This is a genomic window from Janthinobacterium sp. BHSEK (assembly GCF_056174685.1).
On the sequence record NZ_JBWBYV010000083.1, the window covers coordinates 20381 to 32859 of the forward strand.

Sequence of the window (12479 nt, forward strand, 5' to 3'; positions counted from 1 at the left end):
ATTGATCAGTGTCAAACAGCCGCTCCAATCGTGCGCAGGATGTTTGAGGAAACGCAAAGCGAGTTCAACAGAACACCTGTTGACACTTATAAAATTTTCGCCGAACATCGTTCTACTTTGCAACACTTTCCCAGCGATAGCCGCCATGGCGGCTGTCGTGCGGGACCCGTGCGCCCGTTCAACGGCAAGCCGCCGCCAGCCACCGAACGCCCAGTTCCCTTGTAACCATCCGTTATCTTTTCGAAGGTTTGCCCATGCTCGAGTCGATCACGTCGGTATTGCACCAGGTGCCGGAACTGGCCCTGTTCCTGGCGCTGGCGCTGGGCTACGCGGTAGGGCAGATACGCTTCGGCCCGATCCAGCTCGGCGGCGTGTGCGGCACCCTGATCGCCGCGCTGCTGATCGGCCAGCTGGGCATCACGCTGGACGCCAGCGTGAAGAACGTTTTCTTCATGCTGTTCATCTTTGCCCTCGGCTACGCGGGCGGTCCCCAGTTCTTTGCCAACCTGAATGCCAAGGGCTTGCGCCTGGGAATACTGTGCCTGATCGAAGTGGTGGTGGTGCTGGCACTGGTGCTGCTGGCCACGCGGTTCCTGGGCCTGGACCAGGGCACGGCGGCCGGCATGATGGCGGGCGCGGCGACGGAATCGGCCGTCGTCGGCACGGCCACGGACGCGATCTCCAAGCTGGCCTTGCCGGCGGCCCGCATCGCCGAGCTGCAAGCCAACGTGGTCACCGCGTATTCCATCACGTACATCTTCGGCCTGATCGCCATCGTCATCGTCACCAGCCAGATCTTTCCGCTGTTGTTGCGCGTCAACCTGCGCGAGGAGGCGGATAAATTATGGCAAAAGATGGGGGGCGCGCAAACCGATGGCGATGGGGTGCAGGCGACGCCGGAAATGGTGGGCCGCGCCTACCGCATCAGCCGCGGCGCGGGACGCCGTCTCGATGCCTTGCAGCATATTTTTGCGGGCCGCGCCAGCATCACGCGCGTGCGCCGGCACGGCAAGGTATTGCCTTTGGAGCCAGCACTGCGCCTGCGCAATAACGACGAAGTGCTGGTGATCGGCCACCGTCCCGCGCTGGTGGCGGCCGAAGCCATCCTGGGCGAGGAATTCGCCGACACGACGGGCTTGAACATGGCCGTCTCCGCCGTCGAAGTGGTGCTGCAGCAAGCCGCGCTGGTCGGCCAGCCCTTGCGCCAGCTGGCCTTGCCCACCGGCGTGCACGTGGCGGCCGTCGTCCGCGGCGAGCACAGCATGCCGCCGCTGCCCGACCTTGCCCTGCAGCGCGACGACGTGCTGCGTCTGTACGGCACGACGGAAGGACGCGAACTGAACACGGCCTTGGCCGCCATCGGCAAGCGCGTGCCCACGGGCGAGCGCAGCAATATCGTCTACGCCAGCATCGGCATCGTGCTGGGCGTGTATATCGGCGGCTTTAGCGCCAGGCTGGGCGGCATCCCGTTTTCGCTGGGCACGGGCGGCGGCGCCTTGCTGACGGGCCTCGTGTTCGGCTGGTACCAGGCGAGAAAACCTGGCATGCCGGGCATCCACCCCAGCGCGCTCGACATGATGAAGGATATCGGCCTGGCCACCTTCATCGCCTGCGTGGGCCTGGCGTCGGGACCGCAGGCGATCGACCTGATCCGCCAGTACGGCCTGTCGCTGCCCTTAATGGGCGTCTTGATCGCCGTCATCCCCGCCTCGCTGTCGTTGCTGGTGGGCCACTTTTTCCTCAAGCTGGAAGCGCCCGTGCTGCTGGGCGCCATCGCCGGCCAGCAGTGCAGCACGCCAGCCTTGTCGGCCGTGCAGAACGCGGCCGGAAATTCCACGCCCTTGCTGGGCTACACGATCACGTATGCGATCTCGAACGTGGTGCTGCCTCTGCTGGGGCCGCTCATCGTGGCCCTGGCCGGCTCCGTCCACGCATGAGCAGCCAGCAAGGGCACAGGCAGTAAAGAATTCCTTCAACACGAAAGGCGGTCCGCATGGAATGGTTGCACGAGTTATTCAAGAAGTCGCCCGAAATTGCCTTGTTTCTCTCCCTGGCAGTGGGCTACTACATCGGCAAGATCAAGTTCGGCTCGTTTCAGCTGGGCGGGGTCGCCGGTTCGCTCCTGGTGGCGGTCCTCGTCAGCCAGGTGGGCGTGGCCATCGATCCCGGCGTCAAGTCGGTGCTGTTCGCGCTGTTCATCTACGCGGTCGGCTATGAAAGCGGGCCGCAGTTCTTCAATTCGCTGGGGCGCCAGTCGGTGCGCGAAATCATCCTGGCCGTCGTGCTGGCCGTGACGGCGCTGCTGACGGTGGTCATCATGGCCAAGGTGTTCGGCCTGGACAAGGGCCTGGCGGCCGGCGTGGCGGCGGGCGGCTTGACGCAGTCGGCCATCATCGGCACGGCGGGCGATGCGATCACCAAGCTGGGCCTGGCGGCCGACGAGGTGGCGCGCCTGCAGGGCAACGTGGCCGTCGGCTATGCCGTCACCTATGTGTTCGGCTCGTTCGGCGCCATCATCGTCTGCGTCAACATCTTGCCTAAGCTCATGAAACGCACCATCCGCGAAGATGCGATCAAGGCGGAAACGGCGTTGCAGGCGGGCGTGCAGGTGCTGGGGCCGGGCCAGACGCCGGCCGCGCCCGACTTGATCGGCCGCATCTATGCTGTGGGGCCGGGCGCCGGCCGTACGGTGGCGGAGATCGAAAGCGCCAACCCGAACACGGCGATTACCATCGAGCGCGTGAAGCGCAACAGCCAGATCATCGACGTCAGCCCGGACCTGGTGCTGGCGGCCGACGATATCGTGCTGCTGGTGGGCCGCCGCGAAGCCATGCTCAGCGTCTCTTCCCAGCTGGGCAAGGAATTGCACGCCGTGGAAGGCATGGAATTGGTGATGCAGCGCCGCGACATGGTGCTGACCAACAAGGCTTACCACAACAAGACGGTGGGCGAAATCCGCAGCGCGACGGCGCCGGGCGTGCGTCACGGCATCTTTGTCGTGCAGCTGAGCCGCATGGGCAAGATCCTGCCCATGCAATCGGAAACCGTGGTGCAGACGGGCGACGTGGTGACCATCTATGGCGCCGAGCAGGACGTCAAGCGGGTGGCGGCCGAAGTGGGCTACATGATCGTGCCGAGCGCCAAGACGGACTTCGTCTACATGGGCGCCGGCCTCGTCGTCGGCCTGCTGGTCGGCTTGCTGGTGGCGCGCATCGGTTCGATTCCGCTGACACTGGGCAGCGGCGGCGGCGTGCTGCTGTCGGGCCTCGTGTTCGGCTGGTTCCGCGCCAAGCGCCAGACGTTTGGCTACATGCCCAGCGGCGCCGTGCAAATCCTCAAGGACCTGGGCCTGGCCGGCTTCGTTGCCGTCGTCGGCCTCACGTCCGGCCTGCAAGCCGTGCAAACCGTGCGCGAACACGGCCTGACCCTGTTCGGCGTGGGCGTGGTGGTGACCATCCTGCCGATGATTCTGACCATGCTGATCGGCCGTTACATCTTGCGCTATGACAACGTTGCCGTGTTTGCCGGCGCCTTGTCCGGCTCGCGCAGCGCCAATCCCGCGTTCGGCGAAGTGCTGAACGCGGCGCAAAACTCGATTCCCACCGTACCGTTTGCCATCACGTATGCCTTGGCCAACGTTTTCCTGACCTTGCTGGGGCCGCTGATTGTGGCCTTCGTCTGAGTCTGCATGTATGTGCAAGAACCATTGCAAGAACCCTCGAAATGATCAGTCTGATAAGGAGTAGCAAAAATGGATTTCAGTAACCCAAGCAAACTCGCCCTGTTGAGCCCATTCGAATTGAAGGATGCGCTGATCCAGACGGCCAAGCAAAGCAACCGCCTGATGCTCAATGCGGGCCGTGGCAACCCGAATTTCCTGGCCACCACGCCGCGCCACGGTTTCTTCCAGTTCGGCCAGTTCGCCATGACGGAAGCGGAGCGCTCGTATGTATACATGGACGACGTGGGCGGCTTTCCCACGCGCGAGGGCATCGAGGCGCGCTTTGAAATCTTCGTGCGCCAGCATGCTGATACACCGGGCGTGCATTTCATCGAGGCGGCCGTGTCGTATGTACGCGACCAGCTGGGCCTGAGCGCGGGCGATTTCATCTATGAGATGTGCGAAGCTATCCTCGGCTGCAACTATCCCGTGCCGGACCGCATGCTGCGCCTGTCCGAGAAAATTGTCGGCCAGTATATTCACCGCGAGATGATCGGCGAGCACCCGTTCGTCGGCAACTTCGACATGTACGCGGTCGAAGGCGGCACGGCGGCCATGACGTATCTGTTCGCCAGCCTGAAGTCGAACCACATCATCCAGGAAGGCGACACCATCGCCCTGGGCATGCCGATCTTCACGCCCTACATCGAGATTCCCCAGCTCAACGATTACAAGCTGAACACCGTGCACATCGATGCGCCGCAATCGAACAACTGGCAATTTACCAAGAAGGAGCTGGACAAGCTGCTGGACCCGAAAGTGAAAGCTTTCTTCCTCGTCAACCCCAGCAATCCGCCTTCCGTCAAGATCGACGACGAGACGCTGGAATACATCGCCAAGATCATCAAGAAGCGTCCGGACCTGATCATTCTGACCGATGACGTGTACGGCACCTTCGCCGACAACTTCGTCTCGCTGTTCGCCATCTGCCCATTCAACACCATCCTCGTGTATTCGTTCTCGAAATACTTCGGCGCGACGGGATGGCGCATGGGCGTGGTGGCCACGCATGAGAATAATGTGCTCGACGACAAGATCGCCAAGTTGCCGGAAACCATCAAGAAACAGCTCGATGCCCGTTATCACTCCATCACGACGGAGCCGCGCCAGCTGAAATTCATCGACCGCCTGGTGGCCGACAGCCGTACCGTGGCGCTGAACCACACGGCCGGCCTGTCCACGCCCGTGCAGGCGCAGATGACCCTGTTCTCGCTGTTCTCGCTGATGGATGAAGAGCAAAAGTACAAGCAGTCGATGAAGCGCATCGTGCTGCGCCGCAAGGAAGCGCTGTACCGCGAACTGGGCTTGCCGATGGTGCACGACGCCAATTCGGTGCGCTACTACCATCTGCTGGACATGGAATCCCTGGCCGCGCAGATGCACGGCGTGGAGTTTTCGCAGTGGCTGCTGAAAAAACTCAAACCGAACGAAGCGCTGTTCCGCCTGGCCGAGGAAACGGGCGTCATCCTGTTGCCGGGCCGCGGCTTCGGTACCACGCATCCGTCCGGCCGCGTCTCGCTGGCCAACCTGAACGAATACGACTACGCGAATATCGGCCGCGCCATCCGCGGCATGGCGTCCGAGTTCTTCGCCGTGTTTGAAAAGGAAAAGGAGAAGGGCGGCAAGAAGGCGAAGAAGTAAGCCGCCTAGTTTGAGCAAGACGGGCGCCCCGCATGAGGCGCCCGTTTTTGTCTGTCAGCTTGCGTAACCAATAGTGCAGGCTGGAATGGACATCCGTGGATATAATTGTTATTGTGAAAGTATAAACATGGCAACCCCGTGCTTTCCCCTCATTCATTGACTGGACGCTACATGGGCAGATTGCAAGGACACTTATCATTATTGCTGGCGAGCGCGCTGGGCGCGGCCACGCCCGCCCTGGCGGAACCTCTTACATTTAATGAAGCGCTGCAGCAAGCGGCCAAGGCTTCGGGCGCCGTGCAGGGCGCGGCCCTCGACGTGCGCGCGAAAACCCTCAAGGCCGAGGCGCTGTCGAATATCGATGGTCCCTCCGTGGACCTGACGGCGTTTCGCGGCCGCCTGTCGACGGACTTGAATATCGATACGAGCGGCTTGTCCGGCGTGGTGGGCGGCATCGAGTCCGTGCTGCCATCGATTCCCGGCTTGCCCAAGCCACAGATTCCCAATTCACTGAGCCGCGAAGTGGTAACGGACCTGACCTCGTTCGGCTTGCTGGGCATGTGGCCCATCTACACGGGCGGGCGGCTGGACGCCGTCAAGGGCCTCGCTTTGAGCCTGACCCTGGCCGCGCAGGCGGAGCGCACGGAAGCGGAAGAGCAGCTGGCGACCCTGGTGGCGCAGCGCTATTTTCAATTATTGCTGGCCAAGCGCGTGGTGGCCGTGCGGGCCGAAGTGACGGCCGGCGTGACGCAGCACCAGCGCGATGCGGCCAGGCTGGAAAAGGGCGGCCTGATTTCGCGCGCGGAACGCCTGCGTGCCGACGTGGCCCTGGACAGCGCCCGCAGCGACGAGGCGCAGGCGCGCAGCGACGAGGAAATCGCCCAGGTGGCGCTCGACCGTTTGCTCGCCGTCAACACGCAAGTGCTTCCCAGCACGCCATTGTTCGTCAACAGCTTGCCCGTCGGCACCTTGCAATCGTTCATCAGCACGGGCATGCGCGAAAATGCGAACTGGAAAAAGATCGACAGCAAGCGCGTGCAGGCCGAGCAAGCCTTGAAGCTGCACGGCAAGGAATACGCGCCCACCGTCTTTGCCATCGGTAACTACAACCTGAATCGCGGTAACGAAAAACTCGTGCGCTCGAACTGGGCCATCGGCCTCGTCGTGGCCGTGCCTCTGGTGCACCGCATCAACACGGGCAAGATGATCGCCGCCGCCAAGCTGGACCAGGAGCGCGTGGAAGTGGTGGCGCGCCAGGCCGAGCGCGACATTCCCACCCTGATCGAAAAGAACTGGCGCGCGCTGGAAAACGCCCGCATCCAGTACCTGTCCACGGCGTCGTCGGTGGAGTTGGCGCGCGAAAATATCCGTTTGCAAACGGTCGCCTTCCAGCAAGGGCAAGTGACGTCGCTGGAAGTGGTCGACGCGCGCCTGAACCTGGCCAAGGTCGAGACCCAGCGCGCGCAGACGGCCTATAACTATGTGATGGGCCTGGCGCAATTGCTGGAAGCGACGGGCGAGACGCAGCGCCTGGGCAGCCTGGCCGCCGCTGCCGATATCCAATTACCTGTGGACAAATAATAATGAGCACCTCCAAAAAACCATTGGCCATAGTCGCCGCCATCATCGTCCTCGGCTTCGTGGGCTGGGGCTTGTACCAGGCGTTCCAGCCGCAGCGCCTGCCTTTGCAGGGACAGATGGATGCGCAGGAAGTCAATGTGTCGTCGAAAGTGCCGGGCAGGGTGGGCGAGCTGTACGTCAAGCTGGGCCAGACGGTGCCGAAAGGCGAGTTGCTGTTCCAGCTGACGAGTCCGGAAGTCGATGCCAAGGTTGCGCAAGCGACGGCCGCCACGCAGGCAGCCGATGCCGTGGCGCAAAAGGCGCAAGCCGGTGCGCGTCCCGAAGAAATCGCCGCCGCCAAAGCCAACTGGGAGCGGGCGCAAACGGGCGCCGCCATCGCCAAGACCACGTATACCCGCGTCAACAATATGTACGAGCAAGGCGTGATTGCCCAGCAGAAACGCGATGAGGCGCAGGCGCAATGGCGCGCCGCCGACCAGCTGGCGCAAGCGGCCCGCGCGCAATATGACATGGCGCAAAAAGGCGCCCGTCCGGAAGACAAGACGGCCGCCGCCGCCCAGGCGCGCCAGGTGGGCGCCGTGCTGACGGAAGCGCAGATCGCCCTGGCGGAAACGAAGATCGCCGCGCCTGTGGCGGGGCAGGTCAGCAAGATACAGATACAGCCGGGCGAACTGGCGCCGCAAGGTTTCCCCGTGATCACTCTGGTGAACCTCGACGACGCCTGGGCCGTGCTGCAGGTGCGCGAAGATGAAATGGCCGCGTTTGCCATGGGCAGCACGCATACGGCCAATGTGCCGGCGCTGAAACAGCAAGTGAGCTTCAAGGTCAGCTCAGTCGCCGTGCTGCCCGATTTCGCCACGTGGCGCGCGGCGCGTCCGGGCGGCACGGATTTGCGCACGTTTGAAATCCGGCTGCGTCCCGCCATCAAGGTCGAGGGCTTGCGTCCTGGCATGTCGGTCGTGTTTCCCCCGCTCTGATACGCGATGAACGAAGCGGATAAGGGGCCGGATTCAGCGCTGGCGCGCGAGTGGCGGCGCTTGCGCGGCGATGTCTGGGACTTCGGCATGCTCAGCTGGATTCCGGTGGTGCTGTGCGGCATGCTGTGGCTGGTGTTTTCCGCCGGCATCGCGCGCGACTTGCCCATCGTCATCATCGATAACGACAACTCGACCTTGTCGCGCCAGCTCACGCGCTGGCTCGACGCGTCGCCCGGCATCGCCGTGGCGGCGAAAGTGGCGTCCAGCGACGAAGCCCTGCACCGGCTGCGCGAGCGCACGGCGTACGGCTACCTGCTGATTCCGAACGATTTCGAACAGAAACTGCTGGGCGGCCGGCAAGCCACCGTGCAATGGCTGTACAACGCGCAGTTTTCCTCGCACGCGGGCGCCTTGCTGCGCGACGTGCGCACGGTCAGCACGACCTTGTCGGCCGGCATCGAGATGACGGCGCGCGTCAAGAAGGGTCTGTCGGGCGTGCAGGCGGCGGCCCAGTTCGAACCGATACGCACGACCTTGAACAGTTTATACAACGAAAACACCAGCTATGAAGCATTTTTGACCCTGGCCCTGATGCCGGCCATGCTGCAGATTTTCATCGTCGTTGCCGTCGTCACCAGTATCGGCCGCGAGTTGCGCGACGGCACGGTGCCGCAATGGCTGGCCTCGGCCGATGGCAGCTGGCTGCGCGCCATCGGCGCCAAGTTGCTGTTTCCCCTCGTCGCCTACTGCGCGCTGGCGCTGCTGTACTTGCTGTTCTTCAGCCTGGCGCGGGGCTGGGCCGTGGCGGGCAGCTTGCCGGCCTTGCTGCTAAGCATGCTGCTGCTGGTGCTCGCGTATTGTGGCCTGGCCACCTTGCTGATCGCCGCCACCTTGTCGCTGCGTTTGGCGCTGTCCGGTGCCGCCTTCATCACGGCGCCAGCCTTTGCGTTTGCGGGCCAGGCCTTTCCCCTGATGGCCATGCCGGCGCCAGCCCGCGCCTGGGCGGAAGCCTTGCCGCTCACGCATTATCTGCAGCTGCAAACGAAATACTGGCTGGCCGGCGCGCCGTGGCGCTATGGCGTGCAGGAAATGCTGATACTGGCCGGCATCGCCATCGGCTGCGGCGCCGTGGGCGTATTCCTGCTGGCGCGCCGCGCGAATGCGCCTGCCGCCTGGGGACGCACATGATGTGGCCGGCCTTTCTCGCCACCTGGCGCGCCATGCTGACGGACAAGGGCGCGCTGACCTTGCTGTTCATCGGCGGTATCATCTATTCCTTCTTCTATCCGCTGCCGTACTCGACGGAAATCGTCCAGCGCGTGCCGGTGGCGGTCGTCGACCAGGACCGCAGCGCCATGTCGCGCCAGCTGACGCGCTTTGCCATGGCCCATCCGTCGCTGCACGTGATCGCCGTCACGCCGGACTTGCCCGTCGCGCAAGATTTGCTGTGGCGCGATAAGGTCATGGGCGTCTTGATCATCCCCGACGGCTTGCAAACGGACGTGCTGGCCGGCCGCGCCGCGCATGCGCAGGTGGCGGGCAATGGCTTGTATTTGATGCTGAACAAGGTGGCCCTGAACGGCCTGGCGGAAGTGGTGGGCACGGTGTCGGCCGGCATCGAGCTCAAGCGCCTGGGCGCAGGCACGCCGTCGACCGTGCAGGCCAACCAGCAGCGCTCGCCCATTGTGTTTGACGCCGTGCCCCTGTTTAACGTCAAGGAAGGCTATGGCGCCTATGTCGTGCCCGGCGTGGCGACGCTCATTGTGCAGCAGACCTTGCTGATCGGCATGACCATGCTGTTCGGTACCTGGTATCAGCGCAAGAGCTTCCCGCTGGCAGGCAAGCGCACGGCGGGCGGCTATGCGGGCATGCTGCTGGCGTTTGCCTGCGTGGCCTTCCTCAATTGCTGCTATTTCTTCGGCTTCGTCTTCTGGTTCCAGGATTACCCCCGTGGCGGCAACTTCGGCGGCATGCTCTTGCTGCTGGTGCTGTTCTCGCTGGCGGAGGCGGCGTTCGGCATGCTGCTGGGCATGCTGTTCCGCACGCGCGAGCGGGGCACGCAGCTGATGATCGCCACCTCGATGCCCGTGCTGTTCCTCGCGGGCCTGACCTGGCCCGTGTCGTCCATGCCCGTCGTGCTGCAATGGCTGCGCTGGCTGCTGCCGTCCACGGCCGGCATCCAGGGCTTTGTCGCGCTCAACCAGATGGGTGCCTCGCTGTATGAAATCCGCCATGAAGTGGCGGGCTTGCTGGCCTTGCTGCTGGCCTGCGTGGCGCTGGGCTGGTGGCGCTGGCGCAAGCTGGAGGAAACCGTTGTCGATTTGAACAAGGCCGAAGGCACTTGATATGTAATAATTTCATTTCCACATTAAATAACAACGCCTGACAAAACCGTAGCGAGCGGAAGGAAGTTGTGGTCGAGAAGCGCAACTGTACGAAGGTACAGTGAGCATCGCAGGCCGCAAATTACGACGCGCAGCAGGTTTTGACAGGCGTTAACCAAAATGTCTGCATTCAATTTGTTCCAGCGCCTGTCCCAAGCCCCCACCAAGCCCAAGGCCGCGCCCGCCGCGCGCCAGTTCGACGTGGCGGATCTGTACCAGGGACCCATCGCGCTGGGCGCAGAAGGCGAGGCGCAAGCACGGCCTTTCGATGAAAAGCTGCGTCAGGCGTATTTCTGGATCGTCAACCACGCCATCATCAGCCCCCATTACGATATCGAATACAACGACGGCCCGTCGCAGACGTATTCCGTGGGCGACAGCCGCCGCACATTGAATTTGCCGTCGGCGCAAAGCTATTCCAGCTTTATTTTGCTGCCCCTGCTGACGTTCGCCACGCGCCGCAAATGCCTGTTCGTCGGCGGGCCGGGACGGGGCAAGACGGCCAGCGCGCTGCTGATGGGCGTGCTGGCCGGTTCCACCGTCAAGGAAGTCAAACGCGCCATGCAGCATGGCCACCCGCAGATGACGGTGGCCGACTTGCTGGGTAATCCCTTGCCGGCCGACCTGGTCAACGCGCAAAGCATGGACGATATCCGCATCGCCTGGCGCGCCTGGCTGGGCATGCGCGTGAAAATCGTCGATGAATACAACCGCATCCCCACGCGCACGCAAAGCGCGCTGCTCACCGTGATGGGCGACAATTACGCGGAAGTGCTGAACCATATCTACGAATGCCCGGAAGCGGCCTGGTACCTGACGGCCAACGACGACCAGGGCGGCGGCACGTATCAGGTGATCGAGGCGCTGCGCGACCGGGTCGACGTGACGGTGCAGGCGCTGGCCTTCAACCCGCGCTTCCTGAACGAGCTGCTGCTGCGCGTGGAAGAAAACGTGCGTCCCGAAGAGCTGGTGCCGCCCGATATCATCTTCACGGAAGGGGAGGTCGATCAGATCGGCGAGGCGATCCGCCAGGTGGGCATACCCGACGCCGTGCGCCGCCGCCTGGAATTTTTTGCCAGCCAGTTCGAGCTGTTCGAGACGGCCGGCGGCCAATTCGAATACATGACCAAGGACACGGCCCGTTTGGCCGGTGCCGACCGGGGCGCCGCGCAGGCGGCCGACAATGGGCGCGACCGTTTGAAGGATCTCGGTTGCCAGACCTTGAACGGCATCTCCGTGCGCACCCTGATGGCGCTCATGATCTACGCCAAGGCCATGGCTTATTTCCGCGGCAATGGCGAAGTGGAGCTGGAAGACTTGCGCCAGGTGCTGCCCTTCGTCCTGCATAACAAGCTGCAGCCGGACCCGGACGCGCCGTTTTTCGCGCTGCCGGAAAACGCCGCCTACCGCAGCGACAGATTGGGCTGGCTGCGCCGCCTGTTCGACCTGTCCAACGATGAATTCAACCGCCTGGACCTGGACCGCGACGATCCGGTGGGCGTGCTGTCGGCCGAATTCGACCTGGGCCTCGACGGCGTCAGCGAGCGCGAAACCCTGGCGCGCCTGAACCGCATCGAAAAGCTGATCGGCGAGCGCACGAAAGGGCGCAAGCTGTACGGCCCCCTGTACGACGACCTGCTCAAGCTCAAATACCTGCATCAGCGCTATACCAACTACCGCAGCTGGCTGCGTTCGCAATGAGCGTGCCGCACTGTCAAGGCTTCCTGGAAGCGCTGGCCATGCTCAATGGCGAGGCGAGCGACCTGTGCGCGAGCTACGAATTGTCACGCCTGCCCGACGCGCCGGACCTTGCCACGGCGCTGGGCCTGCGCGTGGAAGACCATGCCTTGCACGTCATCGCACCCGCACGCGACTTGCCGGCCCCCTTATGGCACATCAAGCTGGCGCCGTGCGGGCGCGCGCAGCTGGAGCAGGTGTGCCAGCGCTGGTTTTTCTCGTCGCGGCACATGCAGGCGGCGCCGCCGGGACGCTTTCGCGCCCAGCCGGTGGCAAGGTTCCTGGAGTTGCTCGATGAGGCGCTGGGCGGTTTTTCCCCGTACGCCGTGAGGATGACGCCGCCCGCCGGTTTCTGGTACGCGATCCACTGGGACGAGATCGCGTTCGAACTGGGCGATGAACGCTATCTGCTGCACTTTTCGCACAGCGACTGAGGGG

Annotated in this window: 9 protein-coding genes; all 9 read left to right on the top strand. The window is 63.5% G+C overall.

Features of this window, described 5'->3' with window-relative positions:
- The first annotated feature begins 254 nt into the window (after positions 1-254).
- The 9 genes from aspT (AC0V2Y_RS24415) (at position 255) to AC0V2Y_RS24455 (ending at position 12475) form a co-directional block, all read left to right on the top strand.
- Positions 255-1937 (top strand): aspartate-alanine antiporter, encoded by a 1683-nt coding sequence (aspT, locus tag AC0V2Y_RS24415; RefSeq protein ID WP_475416508.1) that lies wholly within the window; start codon positions 255-257, stop codon positions 1935-1937.
- 56 nt (positions 1938-1993) lie between these two features.
- Positions 1994-3682 carry an aspartate-alanine antiporter gene (aspT, locus tag AC0V2Y_RS24420; protein WP_475416507.1) on the top strand — a complete coding sequence of 563 codons (1689 nt, stop codon included), beginning with the start codon at positions 1994-1996 and terminating at the stop codon, positions 3680-3682.
- Positions 3683-3751: 69 nt separating this feature from the next.
- Positions 3752-5362, top strand: coding sequence for a bifunctional aspartate transaminase/aspartate 4-decarboxylase (locus AC0V2Y_RS24425; RefSeq protein ID WP_475416506.1), 1611 nt, complete (start codon positions 3752-3754; stop codon positions 5360-5362).
- A 171-nt stretch (positions 5363-5533) separates the two neighbouring features.
- Positions 5534-6943, top strand: a complete 1410-nt coding sequence (locus tag AC0V2Y_RS24430; RefSeq protein WP_475416505.1) for a TolC family protein — start codon at positions 5534-5536, stop codon at positions 6941-6943.
- Between the two features lie 2 nt (positions 6944-6945).
- The gene (locus tag AC0V2Y_RS24435) at positions 6946-7920 is read left to right on the top strand and encodes an HlyD family secretion protein (protein WP_475416504.1); all 975 of its coding nucleotides are present in this window, start codon (positions 6946-6948) and stop codon (positions 7918-7920) included.
- Between the two features lie 6 nt (positions 7921-7926).
- The gene (locus tag AC0V2Y_RS24440) at positions 7927-9108 is read left to right on the top strand and encodes an ABC transporter permease (protein ID WP_475416503.1); all 1182 of its coding nucleotides are present in this window, start codon (positions 7927-7929) and stop codon (positions 9106-9108) included.
- A complete protein-coding gene (locus AC0V2Y_RS24445; protein WP_475416502.1) occupies positions 9105-10265 on the top strand; it encodes an ABC transporter permease in 1161 nt (386 codons plus the stop codon). Before AC0V2Y_RS24440 ends, AC0V2Y_RS24445 begins: the two co-directional genes overlap by 4 nt.
- 159 nt (positions 10266-10424) lie before the next feature.
- On the top strand, positions 10425-12005 hold the full coding sequence (locus AC0V2Y_RS24450; protein ID WP_070218287.1) for an AAA family ATPase: 1581 nt from the start codon (positions 10425-10427) through the stop codon (positions 12003-12005).
- Positions 12006-12007: 2 nt separating this feature from the next.
- On the top strand, positions 12008-12475 hold the full coding sequence (locus AC0V2Y_RS24455) for a hypothetical protein (protein ID WP_475416501.1): 468 nt from the start codon (positions 12008-12010) through the stop codon (positions 12473-12475).
- Positions 12476-12479: the final 4 nt, after the last annotated feature.

Bases quoted from the DNA above. Each gene is read 5' to 3' on its own strand.
- aspT (WP_475416508.1), top strand. From the start codon at position 255: ATGCTCGAGTCGATCACGTCGGTATTGCACCAGGTGCCGGAACTGGCC.
- aspT (WP_475416507.1), top strand. From the start codon at position 1,994: ATGGAATGGTTGCACGAGTTATTCAAGAAGTCGCCCGAAATTGCCTTG.
- AC0V2Y_RS24425 (WP_475416506.1), top strand. From the start codon at position 3,752: ATGGATTTCAGTAACCCAAGCAAACTCGCCCTGTTGAGCCCATTCGAA.
- AC0V2Y_RS24430 (WP_475416505.1), top strand. From the start codon at position 5,534: ATGGGCAGATTGCAAGGACACTTATCATTATTGCTGGCGAGCGCGCTG.
- AC0V2Y_RS24435 (WP_475416504.1), top strand. From the start codon at position 6,946: ATGAGCACCTCCAAAAAACCATTGGCCATAGTCGCCGCCATCATCGTC.
- AC0V2Y_RS24440 (WP_475416503.1), top strand. From the start codon at position 7,927: ATGAACGAAGCGGATAAGGGGCCGGATTCAGCGCTGGCGCGCGAGTGG.
- AC0V2Y_RS24445 (WP_475416502.1), top strand. From the start codon at position 9,105: ATGATGTGGCCGGCCTTTCTCGCCACCTGGCGCGCCATGCTGACGGAC.
- AC0V2Y_RS24450 (WP_070218287.1), top strand. From the start codon at position 10,425: ATGTCTGCATTCAATTTGTTCCAGCGCCTGTCCCAAGCCCCCACCAAG.